The organism is [Actinomadura] parvosata subsp. kistnae, assembly GCF_900323885.1.
In the GTDB taxonomy this organism is placed as follows: Bacteria; Actinomycetota; Actinomycetes; order Streptosporangiales; family Streptosporangiaceae; genus Nonomuraea; species Nonomuraea composti.
Genome location: NZ_OOHJ01000015.1, coordinates 924,439 through 942,331, shown reverse-complemented (window position 1 = coordinate 942,331; position 17,893 = coordinate 924,439). Strand labels below are relative to the sequence as shown.

The following is a 17,893-nucleotide window of genomic DNA, read 5'->3' as shown; positions in this document are numbered from 1 at the left end:
CCCCATGACCCCCCTCCTTGAAGTGCGCGGGATCGACAAGAGCTTCGGCCCGGTGAAGGTCCTGCACAACGTCGAGTTCTCCGCGTACGCCGGCGAGGTCACCGCGCTCGTCGGCGACAACGGCGCCGGCAAGTCCACCCTGGTCAAGTGCATCGGCGGCATCTATCCGATCGACGCGGGCCAGCTGTTGTTCGACGGCGCGGAGGTACACGTGCACAGCCCCCGCGACGCGGGCGAGCTGGGCATCGAGATCGTCTACCAGGATCTCGCCCTGTGCGACAACCTCGACATCGTCCAGAACATGTTCCTCGGCAGGGAGCGCAAGAACGGCATCCTGCTCGACGAGGACAGCATGGAGGAGCTGGCGGAGAAGACCCTCAGCGGCCTGTCCGTCCGTACGGTGAAGTCCATCAGGCAGCAGGTCTCCAGCCTGTCCGGCGGGCAGCGGCAGACCGTGGCCATCGCGAAGGCCGTGCTGTGGAACAGCAAGGTCGTCATCCTCGACGAGCCCACGGCGGCGCTGGGCGTGGCCCAGACGGCGCAGGTGCTGGAGCTGGTGCGCCGGCTCGCCGACACCGGCCTGGCCGTGGTGCTCATCTCGCACAACATGAACGACGTGTTCGCCGTCTCCGACCGGATCGCGGCGCTCTACCTCGGCAGGATGGCCGCCCAGGTCAAGACCGCCGACGTGACGCACGCGCAGGTCGTCGAACTGATCACTTCCGGCCGCAGCGGCGAACTGGGCCTCAAGAACGGGGTCACCCCATGAACAAGGTCAAGGAACTCCCCGGCGAGGCCATCGTCGCGGCGACACAGGCACCCTCGATCAAGAACAGCTTCCTCGCCTACGTCCAGCGGGTGCGCGGCGGCGACATGGGCGCGCTGCCGGCCGTGCTCGGCCTGGTCGTGCTCTGCGTGGTGTTCGCGGCGGCGCGGCCGTCCTTCCTGACGGCGATCAACTTCGCCAACCTGTTCACGCAGGGCGCCGCGGTCACGCTGATCGCGATGGGCCTGGTGTTCGTGCTGCTGCTCGGCGAGATCGACCTGTCGGCGGGCTTCGCGAGCGGCGTCTGCGCGGCGGTCCTCGCCGTGACGCTGACCAGCGCGGGCCTGCCCTGGTACGTGTGCATGGCGGCGGCCATCCTCACCGGCGTGGTGATCGGCACCGTGCTGGGCACGTTGGTGGCCAAGGTCGGGATCCCGTCGTTCGTGGTCACGCTGGCCGCCTTCCTCGCCTTCCAGGGCCTGGTGCTGGTGCTGGTGCACGAGGGCACGAACATCTCCATCCGCGACAGCGTGGTCGTCGCCATCGCGAACAAGAACCTGCCGCCGTGGCTCGGCTGGGCGCTCTACCTGGTGTGCGTGGCGATCTTCGCCGCGGTGCAGCTCAGGCGGGCCAGGAGCCGTACCAGGCGGGGTCTGACGGCCGATCCGCTGTCGCTGATCGCCTTCCGCGTCGGCATGCTGGCGCTGTTCGCGGGGCTCGCGGTGGCCGCGCTCAACCTGGAGCGCAGCCGCAACCCGGCGCTGGTCTCGCTGACCGGCGTGCCGATCGTGGTGCCGGTCATCCTGGTGCTGCTGGTCGCGTGGACGCTGGTGCTGCGCCGCACCGCGTTCGGGCGTCACCTGTACGCGGTCGGCGGCAACACCGAGGCGGCCAGGCGCGCCGGCATCCCGGTGGACCGGATCAAGATCAGCGCGTTCGTGATCTGCTCCGCGATGGCCGCCGTCGGCGGCATCGTGGCCGCGTCGCGGGCCAGCTCGGTCGACCCGAACACGGGCGGCAGCTCCGTCCTGCTGTACGCGGTCGGCGCGGCGGTCATCGGCGGCACCAGCCTCTTCGGCGGCAAGGGCAGGGTGCTGGACGCCGTGCTCGGCGGCGCCGTGGTGGCCGTGATCGAGAACGGCATGGGTCTGATGGGGTACGGGGCCAGCGTGAAGTACCTGGTCACCGGGTCTGTCCTGCTGCTCGCCGCGGGTGTGGACGCCCTGGCGCGCAAGCGGGCGGCTGCCGCTGGTCTAAGGTGATCAGCGACTCACAGCCCCTGAAGGAACCCCAGACGATGCGTGCCGGCCCCTCCCAAGAGGACATCAGGCGCCACAATCTCGGCGCGCTGCTCCGCCATGTGCACTTGGGCGGGCCGATCTCCCGCGCCGAGCTGACCTCGAAGATGGGGCTCAACCGCAGCACGATCATGGCCCTGACGTCGGATCTGACCGCGGCGGGGCTGGTCCGCGAGGAGCTGCCGCGCGAGACGGGCCGCGCGGGCCGGCCCTCGCTGGTCGTGCGTCCGGAGTCGGCGCGGGTCTACGTCTTCGCCTTCGACGTGGGCCCCGACCGGCTGGCGGTGGCCCGCGTCGGGCTGGGCGGGGTCATCCTCGACCGCCGCGAGACCGTACGCGACCGCGGCCGGTTCGAGCTGGACGAGCTGACCGGCACGCTGGCCGGGTTCGCCCGCCAGATGCGGCGCAAGACCAGGGACGACACGGTCTGCGTCGGCGCGGCGGCGGCCGTGTCCGGCGGCGTGCGCAAGGCCGACGGCGTGGTCTCGTTCGGCCCGAACCTGAAGGCCGAGGAGGTGCCGTTCGGCGAGGAGCTGGGCCGCCGGCTCGGCCTCGGCCTGCCCGTCAGCGTGGGCAACGACGCCAACCTGGGCGCGCTGGCCGAGCACAGCCGCGGCGTCGGCGTCGCCGTCCGCGACCTCATCTACCTGCACGGGGACGTCGGCATCGGCGGCGGCATCATCGCGGGGGGCCACCTGCTCGGCGGCCACGACGGCTACGGCGGCGAGGTCGGCCACATGGTCGTCAACCCGGGCGGGCGCGCCTGCGGCTGCGGCTCGAACGGCTGCCTGGAGGCGGAGGTGGGGGAGCGGGCCCTGCTGGAGTCGGCGGGCCGCGTCTCGGCCGGTCACCAGGGCCGCGACGCGGTGCGCGCCGTGGTGGACGCCGCCGACCGCGGCGACATCGTCGCCCAGGAGGCGCTCAGCCGGGTCGGCGACTGGCTCGGCCTCGGCGTCGCGAACCTGATCAACATCTTCAACCCCGAAATGGTGATCTTCGGGGGCATGCTGCGGGAGATCTACCTCGGCTCCGCCGCCCAGGTCCGCACGCAGCTCACCCTGCACGCCATGGCGCCCCAGCGGGAGCGGGTACGGCTGCGCACCTCGGCACTCGGGGACGCCGCCACCCTGGTGGGGGCCGCCGAGCTGGCCTTCGCCCACGTCCTGTCGGATCCCCTGGAAGTGCTGGCCCGCCTCAACGCCTGAACCGCCCGCCCGCTTGCCCGCTTCAGGCGACCTTGCCCTTGGCGGCGGTCCACGTGTTGCAGAACCCCGGGGCCCCGCCCCGGTACCCCCGGTCCTGCCAGAGCGCCAGGTTGCGCGGCTTGCCGTGGATGTCGCTCTCGTCCGCGTTGCGTACCGCCGACAGCCAGTCCTTCCACGAGATCCCCGGCCTGATCGACTTCAGCGTGGCGCTGTAGAAGACCCCGGCGAAGCACTCGGCCTGCATCTCCAGCCGGTGGCTCAGCAGCTTGCGCGCCCCCTCGGAGGCCGGCTCGTACAGGGCGGCCTGGGCGGTCAGCACGCCGATGAGCTGCTGCACGTGATGGCCCCACTCGTGGGCCACCGAGTGCGCCACGTTCATCCTGAACGGGTCGCGCAGGTCCTGCTTCGTGATCCGGACGACGATGGTGCGCTGGTCAGGGCAGTACTGCGCGCCGCTGCTGGTGATCGCCCCGCACACCGAGTCGCCGCCTGTGGTGATCGTCACCGCCGGCGGGCTGTACGGCAGCCCGGCCGCGGCGAACCTGGCCGCCCAGAACGCGTCGGCGCACGCCGCCATCGCCTCGTGGAACGACCTCAGCGAGGCCACGCTCCCCACCCTGATCGGCGGGATCGCGCACTTCTGCGGCACGACCTCGCCGCCCATCGCACCCATCAGCCCGCCCTGGCCGACCCGCCCCGCGGCGGCGGCCGGCGCGGGCAAGCAGAGACCCGCGACCATGCACGCGGCCAACGCCGTGAGGGGTATGCGCACGATCGCGGATCTTAGAGGGTCTTGAGCGGTTTCGCCTTAGTAGACCTTGCGGCTGGGCGCGGTCCAGGTGTTGCAGGCGCTCGCCGACTGGGCCTTGAAGCCCTTCTGCAGCCACCATCTGACGTTGGCGTCGGATCCGTGGGTCTCATCCGACCCGCTACGGAGGCCAAGGGAGGACCCCAAGTTGTGGCCGCCCTTGAGGAAGATGCTCCAGTCGGAGTCGGGGCGACCGAGAGAGTTCCATACGCGGCCGACGAATGCCCCGCTCAGGCACTCGGCCTGCAGCTCGGCTCGGCGAATGCTCTCGAACGCGTGCTCGTTTACGGGCCTCTGGTAGTAGCTCTTGTAGGCCAGCCCCATGATGCCGGTGAGCTGCTGGACATGGTGGCCGTACTCATGGGCCAGCACCTGCATCAAGGCGAGGTCGTTCGGCTCCGCGATGACCTGCGGGCTCAGCAGGATGTACATCCTCTTGTTGGGCGGGCAGTACATGGCCTGCGCACGTGGGTCATTGAAGGCTCCGCAAGGGGTTTTTGCACCGAGTTTGGTGATCACGGTGACCTTTGCCTTGTTGAAGCGGTAGCCCGCCTTCTTCACGACAGGGCTCCACGCCTTGTCGAGGCACTCCATCACGGCCTCGAAGTAGAGCTCGGCCTCTTCGACCGTGCCGTTCTGGACCTGCGGCTCCTCGCACGCCGAGATGCCCAGCTTGCCCGTCTTGTACAGCGGGTTCTTGGTCAGGACCGGCTTGTACGACGGGGCCGCGGAGGTGGCCGCGTGGGCCGTTCCGGCGAAGAGCACGCCAGCCAGAGCGCCCGCCATGAGCGCCAATCGAGGGATACGCATGAGAAGGCACCCTATTAAAGAGGGAGTTCCAGGTAAAGCGCGACTAAAGAGCCATTAGGTGACATTTCGTGGATTTGCCGCCCAAGTGTTGCACGAGCCGGGCGTGCCGCGGGTGAAACCGCGCGTCATCCAGGCGGCCTGCGTCGGCCCCCTGCCGTGGTCGTTCTGCGGCCACCCCTTGGCGCCGTTCTTCCTGAACCAGCTCACCGTGTACGCCCAGTCCGCGAGGGTGACCAGCGACGTGCCCTTCATGGTGCTCATGAAGACCGAGGAGAAGCACTCGGCCTGCAACTCCGAATTGCGCGACAACTGCAGCCGCTTCGACCGGCCCGCCGTGGTGCGCGCCGCCCAGTAGTAGCTCCAGATGCCGGAGACCTGCTGGACGTGATGGCCGTACTCGTGCGCGACCAGCCGGGTGATCCCCAGCGGGAACGGGTTGCGCAGCTGCGCCTTGCTGATCATCAGGTACATGGTGCGGTCGGTCGAGCAGTAGACTCCGTCCGCGCCGGTGTTCCAGGCCCCGCACGGGGTGCGGACCTTGCTGGTGATGATGCGCAGCCGCGGCTTGGTGAACGGCATGCCCGCCTTGCGGAACTGCGCCGCCCACGCCCGGTTCAGGCAGGCGGTCACGCGGGTCAGGAAGCGCCGGTAGGCCACCATGCTCCCGGCCGGCAGGTCCCCGGGCGCGCAGTTCACGTCGGCCAGCCGGCCCGTCTTGTACAGGGGGTTGGCCACGGCCAGCGCCTTGGAGGCCAGGAGCGTCCCGGCCTTCTCGCGCGCGCGCTTCGCGGGCGGCGACGGGAGCTGCTGGGCCTCGTTGGCGATGCCCGTCGAGGTCGTGGCCACGTCCGCCAGCACCATGACCAGCGCGGTCGCGGCGACGGCGAGTGCCAGCACGGCCGCTGCGAGGGTCAGGAGCCTGCTTTTGGGGACGGAGTTCATAGGTACCGAAAGACTAGGTCAAGATCGGACATATGTGGGTGCATTTGACTCGATGGAGTCAGTGAGGTCTACGCGAACTAGACTCGGGGGGATCGGCGCAAAAGAGCAGAGGGGAGACGCATCCGTGAGCGGGTTGCTGGGCTCGATCAAGGGACCGCAGGACGTCAAACGGCTCAGTGTCGAGGAGTTGCCGCAGCTCGCGGGAGAGATCCGCGACGTGCTCGTCGACTCGTGCGCCAGGTTCGGCGGTCACCTCGGCCCCAACCTCGGCGTGGTCGAGCTCACGATCGCGGTGCACCGCGTCTTCGACTCACCCCACGACCCCGTCGTCTGGGACACCGGGCACCAGGCGTACGTGCACAAGATCCTCACCGGCCGGGCGGCCGGCTTCGAGGCGCTCAAGCAGGAGGGCGGCCTGTCGGGTTACCCGAGCCAGGCCGAGTCCGAGCACGACTTCGTCGAGAACTCCCACGCCTCCACGGCGCTGTCCTACGCCGACGGCCTGGCCAAGGCGTTCAAGCTGCGCCGCGAGCGCGACCGCACGGTCGTGGCGATCATCGGCGACGGCGCGCTGACCGGCGGCATGGCCTGGGAGGCGCTCAACAACATCGCCGCCGCCAAGGACCTGCCGGTCGTGATCGTGGTCAACGACAACGGGCGCTCCTACTCGCCGACGATCGGCGGCCTGGCCTCCCACCTGTCCTCGCTGCGGGTCAACCGCCGCTACGAGGACCTGCTCGACTTCGTCAAGGACAAGATCGGGAACGTTCCTGTCCTGTACGACGCGCTGCACGGCTTCAAGAAGGGCGTGAAAGACGTCCTGTCGCCGCAGGTGATGTTCGAGGACCTCGGCCTCAAGTACGTCGGCCCCATCGACGGCCACGACGAGCAGGCCATGGAGGCGGCGCTGCGCCAGGCCCGCGACTTCCGCGGCCCGGTCATCGTGCACGCGCTCACCCAGAAGGGCCGCGGCTACACCCCGGCGGAGAACCACGACGAGGACCAGTTCCACTCGCCGGGCGCCTTCGACCGGGCCACCGGCGCGGAGAAGCCCAAGGGCCGCATCTGGACCAACGTCTTCAGCGAGGAGCTCGTCCGGCTCGGCAAGGAGCGCGACGACCTCGTCGCGATCACCGCCGCGATGCTGCACCCCACCGGCCTCAACGCCTTCGCCGACGCCTTCCCCGAGCGCATCTACGACGTCGGCATCGCCGAGCAGCACGCGCTGACCAGCGCGGCCGGGCTCGCGCTCGGCGGCATGCACCCGGTCGTGGCCGTCTACGCCACCTTCCTCAACCGCGCCTTCGACCAGCTCCTCATGGACGTCGCCCTGCACCGCCTGCCGGTCACGGTGGTGCTCGACCGGGCGGGCGTCACGGGCGACGACGGCGCCAGCCACAACGGCATGTGGGACCTGTCGATCCTCCAGGTCGTCCCCGGCCTGCGCATCGCGGTGCCGCGCGACGGCGACCGCCTGGCCGAGCTGCTGCGCGAGGCCGTCGAGGTCACCGACGGGCCCACCGTGCTGCGCTTCCCCAAGGGCCCGGTCGCCGAGCCGATCGAGCCGGTCGGCAAGCTCGGCGAGATGGACCTGCTGCGGGCCGCCGAAGGCGACCCCGGCGTGCTGCTGGTGGGCGTCGGCCCGATGGCGCAGGTCTGCATGGACGCCGCCGTCCTGCTCGACGCGCAGGGCATCTCGGCCACCGTGGTCGACCCGCGCTGGGTCAAGCCGCTCGACGAGGCGCTGGTGCTGGCCGCCGGCGCGCACAAGCTGGTCGCGGTCGTCGAGGACAACGGCCGGGTCGGCGGCGTCGGCGACGCGGTGGCCAGGCTCCTGCGCGACGCCGACGTCGACGTGCCGGTGCGCACCTTCGGCATCCCGCAGGAGTTCCTCGACCACGCCAAGCGGGCGGCGATCCTCGGCAGGATCGGCCTGACCGGCCAGGACCTCGCCCGCCAGGTCACCGAGGCGGTCGCCAAGCGCACCTCCTCCGTGGAGCCCGCCCGCCACTGACCCGCCCGCCACCGACCCGCCCGCCACTGAGCCGCTCGCTACTGAGCCGCTCGCCACTGAGCCGCCCGCACGGCCGCTCCCATGGCGGTCATCTGAGCGCTCTGCGGACCGCGGCGGTGATCCCGACCACGGCGATCACCGCCGCCGCCGCGACCGGCAGCAGCCAGCCCGCGTGCCGCCGCACCACCTCCCCGGCCAGCGCGCCGAGCGTCACGTACGTGCTCACCCAGGCCGTGCTGCCCAGCATCGCCCACGCCATGAACCTGCGGTACGGCATGCCCACCGCGCCCGCCACGGCCGGCGTGAGCGCGTGCAGCACCGGCAGGAAGTACGCCAGCGCCAGCGCCCACCCGCTGCGCTCGAACAACCGCTCCGCGCGCGCCCACCGACGCTCCCCGACGCGTCGCCCGAGCCGCCCGCGCCGCAGCCGCGGGCCGTAGCGGCGGCCCAGCCAGTGACCTCCTGACGCGCCCGCGAAGCACGCCAGCACGCCCACCCCGATCAGGGCCAGCGCCTCGCCCGCGCTGCCCGCCGTGGCGCCCGCCACGAGCAGCAGCCCGTCGCCGGGGGTGATGAGGCCGACGCCGACGGAGGCGTCCAGTGTCAGGAAGACCAGCAACAGGGCTAGCACCACGCCGGGGTCTTGCCGGGCCAGACCGTCGAGCAGATCGTTGAGCATGGCTTCAGCCTGCTCCCCAGGGGCAGGAGCACCATCCGGATCGTCCCCGATCCGACCCTGAGAAGGGCATGATCACTGGCGGCGTGGGAAGGATCACTGAGCGTGGACATCTTTCGCACGAAGAGCGTCGAGCAGTCGATTCGCGACACCGAGGCGCCCGAGCACCAGCTCCGCAAACGCCTGACGGCCATGGACCTGACGGTCTTCGGCATCGGCGTCATCGTCGGCACCGGGATCTTCGTGCTCACCGGTCAGGTGGCCAAGGAGATGGCGGGCCCGGCGGTGGCCGTCTCGTTCGTCGTCGCGGGCATCGTGTGCGGGCTCGCGGCGCTGTGCTACGCCGAGTTCGCCTCCACGATCCCGGTCGCGGGCTCCGCCTACACCTTCTCCTTCGCCACGCTCGGCGAGTTCCCCGCCTGGGTGATCGGCTGGGACCTGTTCCTGGAGCTGGCGCTGGCCGCCGCCGTGGTCGCGGTCGGCTGGTCGGGCTACTTCGCGTCCCTGCTGGCCTCCCTCGGCATGGAGCTGCCCGCCTCGATCGCCGGCGACGACCCGGTGGTGAACGTGCCCGCCGTGCTCATCGTGCTGATCCTCACCTCGATCCTGGTGGCGGGGATCAAGCTGTCCTCGCGGGTCAACCTGGTGCTGGTCGCCACGAAGATCGCGGTGGTGCTGCTCGTCATCGTGGCGGGGCTGTTCTTCATCAAGGGCGCCAACTACACGCCGTTCATCCCGGAGGCGGTGCCCACGGACCGGGTGGAGGGCCTGAAGGCGCCGCTCATCCAGCTCATCTTCGGCGTCACGCCGGTGGCGTTCGGCGTGATCGGCATCTTCTCGGCGGCGGCGATCGTGTTCTTCGCCTTCATCGGCTTCGACATCGTCGCCACCGCCGCGGAGGAGACGATCAACCCGCAGCGTGACGTGCCGCGCGGCATCATCGGCTCGCTGGCCGTCTGCACGGTCCTGTACGTGGCCGTCTCCCTGGTCGTCGTCGGCATGCAGCGCTACAGCGAGCTGAGCACGGCCGCGCCGCTGTCCGACGCGTTCATCTCGGTGGGGCACTCCTGGCTGGCCACGATCATCAGCGTGGGCGCGATCGCGGGCCTGACGACCGTGGTGCTTGTGCTGCTGCTCGGGCAGACCCGGGTGCTGTTCGCGATGAGCCGCGACGGGCTGCTGCCGCGCTGGCTGGCGAAGGTCGATCCGCACTACGGCACCCCGGCCCGGCTCACGGTGCTCATCGGGCTCGTCACGATGGTGCTGGCCGGGTTCGTCTCGTTCGGGGAGCTGGCCGAGCTGGTCAACATCGGCACGCTGTTCGCGTTCGTGGTGGTGTCGGTCGGCGTGATCATCCTGCGTCGCACGCGGCCCGACCTCCCGAGGGTGTTCAAGGCGCCGCTGGTGCCGCTGCTGCCGATCCTGTCCGTGCTGGCCTGCGTCTACCTGATGCTGAACCTGCCGGCGGAGACGTGGCTGCGCTTCGTCATCTGGATGATCATCGGCCTGGTGGTGTACTTCGGCTTCGGCTACTGGAACAGCAGGCAGGCCTTCTCCAGGGAGCAGAAGGCCCGCCGCTGACTCCGAGACGCTGCTCAGAGGGCCAGGATCGGGCCGGTCATGGCCCTCATCTGGCAGGCGTTGGCGAAGAACTTCGCCCAGTGCACCTTCCTGCCGTGCCACGTGCCCGCGATGGCGACCGCGTGCGGCTTGATCTCCTGCGAGCAGTTCGCCTTCGGGCTGACCTTGAGCTGTGCCGGGTCGCCCTTCACCTGCCGCAGCAGGTTGCAGGCGGCGCGCGCGTTCGGGTGGGTGCCGCCGGCGGGCCCGCAGTGGAGCCAGACCGACTTCACCGGCCCGCCCTTCATCCCGTCAACGATCTTGAGCTTCGCCTTGGGGGCCGGGGCGGCCTGCGCGGGTAGGGACGCGCCGGCCAGGAGGGCTCCGCAGAGCGCGAGGGCGCCCGCTGCCTTCATCATGGTTACTCTCCGTTCGTAGGACGGCACCAAAGGCTACGACGGAGTGCGCGCGGAGGTGAGGAGGTCCGGTGAGGACCTCCTCAAAGACTCGGCAAAGTCAGGCGGGAACCGAGGCCACGCCAGGCGGGAGGAAGCGCGGCTGGGCGATGCCGGTCCTGTCCAGGTACGGCGTGATGCCGCCCAGGTGGAACGGCCAGCCGGCGCCGAGGATCATGCACAGGTCGATGTCCTGCGGCGCGGCCACCACGCCCTCGTCCAGCATGATGCGGATCTCCCTGGCCAGCGCCGCCAGCACGCGCTCGCGCACCTGCTCGGCGGTGGACGGGGAGGTGCCGCCCGCGAACAGGGCCACGGCCTCCGGGTCGAGCGTGAAGTCCGGCCGGTAGACGCCCGGCTTGCCCGACTCGACGAGCTTGGCCATGTTCTCCGAGACGCCGAAGCGGTCGGGGAACGCCTCGTGCAGCGTCTCGGCCACGTGCAGGCCCACCGCCGGGCCGACGAGCTGCAGCAGCGCGAACGGCGTCATCGGCAGCCCGAGCCCGTCGAGCGCGTGCTCGGCCGTCTCCAGCGGCGTGCCCTCGTCCACGGCCGCGACGACCTCGCCCATGAAGCAGGTCAGCAGCCGGTTGACCACGAATGCGGGCGCGTCCTTGACCAGCACCGACGACTTCTTCAGCGTCTTGCCGACGGCGAACGCGGTGGCCAGCGTGGCGTCGTCGGTCGAGGCGCCCCTGATGATCTCCAGGAGCGGCATGACCGCGACCGGGTTGAAGAAGTGGAAGCCGACCAGCCGCTCGGGGTGGGCCAGGCCCGACCCCATCTCGGTCAGCGACAGCGAGGAGGTGTTCGTGGCCAGCACGCACTCCTCCGACACCACGGCCTCGACCTCGGCGAACACCTGCTTCTTGACCGCCATGTCCTCGAACACGGCCTCGATCACGAAGTCGGCGTCGGCGAAGGCGTCCTTGGTCAGCGAGCCGGTCACCAGCGCCTTGAGCCGGTTGGCCTGGTCCTGCGACACGCGGCCCTTGCCCAGCAGCTTGTCCACCTCAGCGTGCACGTACCCGACGCCCTTGTCCAGCCGGGCCTGGTCGAGGTCGGTGAGCACCACCGGCACCTCCAGGCGGCGGGCGAACAGCAGCGCCATCTGCGAGGCCATCAGGCCCGCGCCGACCACGCCGACCTTGGTGACCTTGCGGGCCAGCGACTTGTCCGGCGCGCCGGCGGGCCGCTTGGCGCGGCGCTGCACCAGGTCGAAGGAGTAGAGCCCGGCCCGCAGCTCGTCGCTCATGAGCAGGTCGGCCAGCGCCTCGTCCTCGGCTGCGAAGCCCTCGTCACGGGTGGCGCTCTCGGCCAGCGCGATGAGGTCCAGCGCCCGGTACGGGGCCGGCGCGGCGCCGCGCAGCTTCATGTCCACCAGGAAGCGGGCGTCGGCGACGGCCTTCTCCCAGCCGTCGTGCTGCTTGCGCTCCACGGTGACGTCGCCCTTGATCACGCGGGCGGCCCAGCGCAGCGACTCCTCCAGGAAGTCGGCCGGCTCGAACATGGCGTCGGCGACACCCAGCTCGTACGCGTCCGCGCCCTTGATCATGCGGTTGTTGGACAGCGGGTTCTCGATGATGAGCTTGACCGCGTTCGCCGGCCCGATCAGGCGCGGCAGCAGCTGCGTGCCGCCCCAGCCCGGCACCAGGCCGAGGAAGCACTCCGGCAGCGCCACGGCGGGCACGCCCGCCGAGATCGTCCGGTACGTGCAGTGCAGCGCGATCTCCAGCCCGCCGCCCATGGCCGCGCCGTTGACGAACGCGAACGACGGGATGCCCAGCTCGCCCAGCCGGCGGAAGACGTGGTGGCCGAGCGCGCCGATCGCCAGCGCCTCCTCGCGGGAGGCCACGGTGGCGGCGCCCTTGAGGTCGGCGCCGACGGCGAAGATGAACGGCTTGCCGGTCACGCCGACCGCGGCCAGGTCGGTGCGCTGGGCGATCTCCGACAGCGCCCCGTTGAGGGCGAACAGGCCGTGCGGGCCGAACGTGTTCGGCTTGGTGTGGTCGAAGCCGTTGTCGAGGGTGATCAGCGCCATCGTGCCGGCGCCGTCAGGAAGCTGGACGTCACGGACGAGGGCCTTGGTGACGACCTCGTCCGCGTTGCGCTCACTCAGCAGCGCCCGCCACGTGTCCATGTTGCTCACAGGACCGCCTTCGGCGTTCCTGTGAGCAGGCTGCTGTGTCTCATTGGTTCCCTCGCTTCGCTCGCTCACGTCAGGTTCTCCCAGATCACGGTGCCGCCCATGCCCATGCCGACGCACATCGTGGTGATGCCGTAACGCACGTCGGGACGCTCGCCGAACTGCCGGGCGAGCTGCGTCATCAGCCGCACGCCCGAGGAGGCGAGCGGGTGCCCGTAGGCGATCGCGCCGCCGTAGGCGTTGACGCGGGGGTCGTCGTCGGCGATGCCGAAGTGCTCCAGGAACGCCAGCACCTGGACGGCGAACGCCTCGTTGATCTCGAACAGCCCGATGTCGGAGATGTCGAGGCCCGCCAGGCGCAGCGCCCGCTCGGTGGACGGGATCGGCCCGACACCCATGACCTCGGGGTCCACGCCCGCGAAGGCGTAGGAGACCAGGCGCATCTTCGGCGCCAGCCCCAGCTCCTCGGCGACCTCCTTGGCGGCCACGACGCAGCCGGTGGCGCCGTCGTTGATGCCGGAGGAGTTGCCCGCCGTGACGTGGCCGTGCGGGCGGAACGGCGTCTTGAGCCCGCTCAGGCCCTCCATCGTGGTGCCCGGCCTGGGCGCCTCGTCCTCGACGGCCAGGCCCCAGCCCTTCTCCGCGGTCCTGATCGCGGTCGGCACCAGGTCCGGCTGGATCTTGCCGTCCGCGTACGCCTTGGCGGCCTTCTCCTGTGAGAGCACCGCGTACGCGTCGGCGCGCTCCTTGGTGATCGACGGGTAGCGGTCGTGCAGGTTCTCGGCCGTCATGCCCATGACCAGCGCGCTCGGGTCGACCAGCTTCTCCGACAGGAAACGCGGGTTGGGGTCGACGCCCTCGCCCATCGGGTGGCGGCCCATGTGCTCGACGCCGCCGGCGATGGCGACGTCGTACGCGCCGAACGCGATGCCGCCCGCGACCGTGGTGACCGCCGTCATCGCGCCCGCGCACATGCGGTCGATGGCGTAGCCGGGCACGCTCTTGGGCAGCCCGGCCAGCACGGCGGCCGAGCGGCCGATGGTCAGGCCCTGGTCGCCGATCTGCGTGGTCGCGGCGATGGCGACCTCGTCCACGCGCTCCGGCGGCAGGTTGGGGTTACGCCGGATGAGCTCGCGGATGACGCGGACGACCAGGTCGTCCGCGCGGGTCTCCGCGTACAGTCCTTTCGGCCCTGACCTGCCGAAAGGCGTGCGTACGCCGTCGACGAACACGACGTCACGAGAGGAAGGCACGGATTCGCTCCTCGTTGCTGAAAGGGGTTCCGTGCCCATGCTACTCGTCAGTAACTACCCCGCAGACGAGGGCGGCGGTGAGCAACGCGTATATGACTCCCGTCGCCGGCTCCCACAGATGGGCGCGGGCTCCGAGCAGGGCCGCGACCGCGACGGCCGCGCCCGTCCAGAGCGCCGCGCCCTCCTTGCGGCGCGGGCCGGCGCCCGGGTCCCACGGATCGCCAGGTGATCCCCCCGAGCGCAGGGCGCGCGCCAGCATCCCCACCACGTCCCGTGCCCACCAAAGGAGGAACAACACCCCCGCCGACACGCTGATGACCGACATCGCCTCGCCGGCCCAGCTCAGGGCGTCGGCGAAGGAGTAGCGGGCGGCCGCGCGGAACAGGCGTGGCACGGTCCAGCCGAGCAGCAGCGTCACCGCCCAGCAGGCGGCCACGGCCAGCCGGGTCAGCGGGCGGGCCCGGCCCGAGCGGGTGCTCGCGTACAGCTCCCGCTCGCGGCGGCGCACCCGGCGGGCGCGGGCGCCCCAGGCGTACTGGGTGAGCGCCATCGCGGGCAGGGCGGCCACGAAGAGCGCCAGGGACAGCACGGCGAGCGGCAGCGTCTGCTCCCTCGTCGCGGCCCGGTCGGCGAGTAACTGCACGGTGGTCAGCAGCGCGATCGAGGCCGTGAGCGCCACGAGCGCGCCGCGCCGGGCGGCCCTGGCCCTGGCGCGCAGCCCGGCCATCTCCTGGGCGCCCGGGGGAGGGGCCATCTCGGTCAACAACATGACCGTCATGATGGCGTCACCGTACGTGGCGACGCCCCGCATTCCGGTGCTTTGGATGGAGCCCTCGCTCGGGGTGAGAAGGGACTATCCGCCCGGCCAGCGTCTCGCCGATGATGAACAGGCGAACAAGCCGAGATAAACGTACTTATCCTGCGTATACCAGATTGTGGCTATGCTTCGCGATCATGGCTCAAGGGGTGGACCGCGTGAGAGAACGGCGGAGTGACCGCGGTCCGGGGCGGCGGGGCGCCTCGTCACCGCATCCCAAGACCCTGGTGCCCGGCCCGCGCGGGCGCCGCTCCACGCGGCGGCGCAACCCGCTGACCCCGCTCGGCTGGGTGAGCATCGCGCTGACACTGGTGCTGGTGGCCGTCGCACTCGGCGCGTACGGCTACTACCGCTACCTCGACAGCGGCATCGACCGGGAGCCGATCAAGGCGGGAGCGAGCCGCCCGCCCGACACCGGCGCGCTCAACGTGCTGCTCGTCGGCTCCGACTCCCGCGACGGCGACAACAAGAAGTACGGCGCCACGACCGTGGGCGCGGGGGAGCGCACCGACACGATCATGCTCCTGCACATCGCCCCCAACCGCGACGGCGCCACCATGATCAGCTTCCCGCGCGACTCGATGGTGATGATCCCCCCGTGCGAGGGCAGGAACGGGGCCGTGCTGCCCGGCGGCCTGCGCCAGATCAACTCCGCCTTCAACGACGGCGGCATCAACTGCACGATCAAGACCCTCGAGTCCCTCACCAACATCAAGATCAACCATTTCGTGAAGGTCGACTTCACCGGCTTCAAGGGCATCATCGACGCGCTCGAAGGCATCGAGATCTGCCTGCCGAAGGCCGTCAACGACAAGGAGGCCAAGTTCGTGCTCGGCCCCGGCCGGCACGTCGTCAACGGCGAGCAGGCGCTGGGTTACGTACGGACCAGGTACTCCCTCGGCGACGGCAGCGACCTCGGCCGGATCGAGCGCCAGCAGATCTTCCTCACGCAGGTCATGAAGAAGGTCACCGACGGCGGCCTGCTCACCGACCCGGGCAAGCTCAACGCCTTCCTCCAGGCCGCCACCCAGGCCGTCACCGTGGACGACGAGCTCGGCCTCGACCGCATGCTGGAGATCGCCAACAGCGTCAAGGGGCTGACCGCCAAGGAGCTCAAGGGCATCACGGTGCCCGTCGAGCCGTACCCGGAGAACAAGGCCAGGGTGCAGTTCGCCCAGCCGGCCGCCCGCGACTTCTTCGAGGCCGTGCGCAACGACACCGACATCAGGGCCACGCCCGGCCCCGGCAAGTCGAGCGCGCCCGAGATCGAGCACGACCAGGTGCGCCTCCAGGTGCTCAACGCCACCGGCGAGCAGGGCAAGGCGCTGCAGGTGGCGGACGCGCTGGCCGCCCAGGGGTTCGTGGTCACGCACGTCGGCAACGCCGCGACCGCCGCCACGACCACCATCCGGTACGCCAAGAAGGACGCCAAGGACGGCCCCGCCTACGGCGACGCGGTGGCCGCGCGGCTGTCGAAGGACAAGCGCACGCCCGTGCAGGGGAAGGTCAAGGCCGTCACCTCGCAGCCGTACACGCTGAAGACCCCGCCCGCGCAGCCGCCGTCCGGGCCGGTGATCCAGCTCGTCATCGGAAAGGACTGGCCGGGCGTGCGGGTGCAGTCGGCCATTCCGGACGCACTCAAGGACAAGGTCGTGGACAGCACCACGAATCCGTGCAAGTAGTGGGCCCGTGACGCTCTGGTGCGTTTGTTACTCAGAGTGATTTTAGGGAAACATGTGAAATTTCCGGACAAGTAGTGGTAGGAAGGGGCGCGGTTACTATTCGTACTAGAGAGGTTCCACCGTGCCACGCGACGAGAACGACAGGCCGTACGAGGACGGGCAGGGTAAGTCGTTAAACCCTGAAATGACGGGTGACGTGCTCTCTCCGCGGTGGAGCACCGACGACACTGACGAGCAGCCCGCCATCCAGGTCGTCGGCAACGAGACCTACATCCTGCCGCCCGGCCGGGGCGCGCTGACCGGTGAGCCGCAACTGATCGGCGAGACCCCGCGCGACGTGCTCGACGACCCCGCCCCGCCGCGCGACGTGCTGTCCGGCGGCAGCGCCTTCGACGTGAGCGGTCAGAGCGACCTGCTCACCGGGGCCCGCGAGGCGGTCAGCGCCTCCTACGGCCTGACCGGCGAGAACGGCCCGCACGACGTCCCGTCCGGCGCGTCCTACGACGACCTCGGCGGGCCGCAGGAGACGCGGACCAGCTCCCTGTACGACGAGCTGCGCGACCCTGACGACGTGCGCGCCGCTTCCCCGTACGACGAGTTGCGCGACCCGGACGACGCGCGCGCCGGCTCCCCGTACGACGAGCTGGCCGGGCACAGCGGGCCGCACCGCGTGGCGGAGGACGACGACGACAACCCCTACCTGCCGCTGGACCGCAGCCACAGCTCCGGGCCCGACGACGACCTGGAGGAGGACCGGCCCAAGCGCGGCTTCCTCGGCTCCGGCTGGACCGACGACTCGGGTTCGTCCGGCTCTTATGACGGGCGCTCGTCCGGTGGCGAGGGAGAGGTGCGGCGCCGGACCCGCGTGCTGCTGGTCGCGGCCGTCGCGGTGGTGCTGGTCGGCGTGGGCGCCGGCTGGATGCTCACCGGCACGTCCTCCGACGACCCCTGCGCGGGCGTCCAGTGCGCCAGCGCCGGGGAGGTGACCTCGCCGTCCGAGTCCGCCGCCCCGGAGGACACGCCGGTCGAGGAGGCCACGGAGGAAACCCCTGACCCGGCCGATTCGGCCACCGCCGAGCCGTCCGAGCCTCAGTCCACAAACCCGCCCGCGACGCAGACCCGCGCCCGCCCCACGCGCGAGGCCGAGCCGAGCGCCACCCCCACCCGGGACCGGACCACCGCCGAGCCGACGCGCAAGCCCACCCGCGAGCCGCAGGGCACGATGAACGACACGGCGGGCACGCAGGGCAGCGACGACGGTGACGGTGGCGGCGGCTCGTCGTCGTCCAGCTCGAACAAGCAGGACAACAAGGGCGACTCCAGCGGTACGGGCGGCTCGGGCGGCTCCGGCTCGACGTCCACCCAGCCCCCGGCCACCACCCAGGCGCCGGCCCCCACGCCGACGCAGGAGGAGCGCAAGGGCCTGCTCGACATCCTGTTCCCCTGGGCCTGACCCCGGAC

At 70.7% G+C, this 17,893-nt stretch carries 15 protein-coding genes; 7 read left to right on the top strand and 8 right to left on the bottom strand.

The genetic code is table 11. The features are described from left to right. The first annotated feature begins 4 nt into the window (after window positions 1-4). The 3 genes from KIS93_RS18995 to KIS93_RS18985 are packed head-to-tail and all read left to right on the top strand — an operon-like array spanning window position 5 to window position 3,269. Window positions 5-769 carry an ATP-binding cassette domain-containing protein gene (locus tag KIS93_RS18995; RefSeq protein WP_080036334.1) on the top strand — a complete coding sequence of 255 codons (765 nt, stop codon included), beginning with the start codon at window positions 5-7 and terminating at the stop codon, window positions 767-769. Beyond that, window positions 766-2,028 carry a sugar ABC transporter permease gene (locus KIS93_RS18990; RefSeq protein ID WP_080036335.1) on the top strand — a complete coding sequence of 421 codons (1,263 nt, stop codon included), beginning with the start codon at window positions 766-768 and terminating at the stop codon, window positions 2,026-2,028. Before KIS93_RS18995 ends, KIS93_RS18990 begins: the two co-directional genes overlap by 4 nt. Before the next feature lie 35 nt (window positions 2,029-2,063). Further along, entirely contained in the window at window positions 2,064-3,269 is a 1,206-nt protein-coding gene (locus KIS93_RS18985) for an ROK family transcriptional regulator (protein ID WP_080036336.1), read from the top strand. 22 nt (window positions 3,270-3,291) lie between these two features. Here KIS93_RS18985 and KIS93_RS18980 read toward each other — a convergent pair whose 3' ends face one another. The 3 genes from KIS93_RS18980 to KIS93_RS18970 all read right to left on the bottom strand — a co-directional run bounded on the left by KIS93_RS18980 (window position 3,292) and on the right by KIS93_RS18970 (window position 5,829). Further along, window positions 3,292-4,041 carry a neutral zinc metallopeptidase gene (locus tag KIS93_RS18980; RefSeq protein ID WP_155126342.1) on the bottom strand — a complete coding sequence of 250 codons (750 nt, stop codon included), beginning with the start codon at window positions 4,039-4,041 and terminating at the stop codon, window positions 3,292-3,294. 36 nt (window positions 4,042-4,077) lie between these two features. Next, on the bottom strand, window positions 4,078-4,863 hold the full coding sequence (locus tag KIS93_RS18975) for a neutral zinc metallopeptidase (protein WP_186404311.1): 786 nt from the start codon (window positions 4,861-4,863) through the stop codon (window positions 4,078-4,080). 78 nt (window positions 4,864-4,941) lie between these two features. After that, complete coding sequence (locus tag KIS93_RS18970; protein WP_230465932.1) at window positions 4,942-5,829, bottom strand: neutral zinc metallopeptidase; 888 nt, start codon at window positions 5,827-5,829, stop codon at window positions 4,942-4,944. A gap of 133 nt (window positions 5,830-5,962) precedes the next feature. Between KIS93_RS18970 and dxs the strand changes: the two genes are divergently transcribed. After that, window positions 5,963-7,843 carry a 1-deoxy-D-xylulose-5-phosphate synthase gene (gene dxs / locus KIS93_RS18965; protein ID WP_080036339.1) on the top strand — a complete coding sequence of 627 codons (1,881 nt, stop codon included), beginning with the start codon at window positions 5,963-5,965 and terminating at the stop codon, window positions 7,841-7,843. Window positions 7,844-7,931: 88 nt separating this feature from the next. On the opposite strand, the gene KIS93_RS18960 is transcribed toward dxs, so the two are convergent. Next, entirely contained in the window at window positions 7,932-8,522 is a 591-nt protein-coding gene (locus tag KIS93_RS18960; protein WP_080036340.1) for a DedA family protein, read from the bottom strand. A 102-nt stretch (window positions 8,523-8,624) separates the two neighbouring features. On the opposite strand from KIS93_RS18960, the gene KIS93_RS18955 reads away from it, so the two are divergent. Then, the gene (locus KIS93_RS18955) at window positions 8,625-10,100 is read left to right on the top strand and encodes an amino acid permease (protein WP_080036341.1); all 1,476 of its coding nucleotides are present in this window, start codon (window positions 8,625-8,627) and stop codon (window positions 10,098-10,100) included. Window positions 10,101-10,114: 14 nt separating this feature from the next. On the opposite strand, the gene KIS93_RS18950 is transcribed toward KIS93_RS18955, so the two are convergent. The 4 genes from KIS93_RS18950 to KIS93_RS18935 all read right to left on the bottom strand — a co-directional run bounded on the left by KIS93_RS18950 (window position 10,115) and on the right by KIS93_RS18935 (window position 14,702). Next, complete coding sequence (locus KIS93_RS18950) at window positions 10,115-10,498, bottom strand: SSI family serine proteinase inhibitor (protein ID WP_080036342.1); 384 nt, start codon at window positions 10,496-10,498, stop codon at window positions 10,115-10,117. Between the two features lie 97 nt (window positions 10,499-10,595). Next, on the bottom strand, window positions 10,596-12,674 hold the full coding sequence (locus KIS93_RS18945; RefSeq protein WP_080036343.1) for a 3-hydroxyacyl-CoA dehydrogenase NAD-binding domain-containing protein: 2,079 nt from the start codon (window positions 12,672-12,674) through the stop codon (window positions 10,596-10,598). Between the two features lie 74 nt (window positions 12,675-12,748). After that, window positions 12,749-13,912: a thiolase family protein gene (locus KIS93_RS18940; protein ID WP_222107546.1), complete on the bottom strand. Its 1,164-nt coding sequence runs from the start codon at window positions 13,910-13,912 to the stop codon at window positions 12,749-12,751. 61 nt (window positions 13,913-13,973) lie between these two features. Then, window positions 13,974-14,702, bottom strand: coding sequence for a hypothetical protein (locus tag KIS93_RS18935; protein WP_186404310.1), 729 nt, complete (start codon window positions 14,700-14,702; stop codon window positions 13,974-13,976). Window positions 14,703-14,908: 206 nt separating this feature from the next. On the opposite strand from KIS93_RS18935, the gene KIS93_RS18930 reads away from it, so the two are divergent. Both KIS93_RS18930 and KIS93_RS18925 read left to right on the top strand, forming a co-directional pair. Next, window positions 14,909-16,432: an LCP family protein gene (locus KIS93_RS18930; RefSeq protein WP_230465933.1), complete on the top strand. Its 1,524-nt coding sequence runs from the start codon at window positions 14,909-14,911 to the stop codon at window positions 16,430-16,432. Window positions 16,433-16,628: 196 nt separating this feature from the next. Continuing rightward, window positions 16,629-17,885: a hypothetical protein gene (locus KIS93_RS18925; protein ID WP_155126351.1), complete on the top strand. Its 1,257-nt coding sequence runs from the start codon at window positions 16,629-16,631 to the stop codon at window positions 17,883-17,885. The last annotated feature ends 8 nt before the right edge of the window (window positions 17,886-17,893 follow it).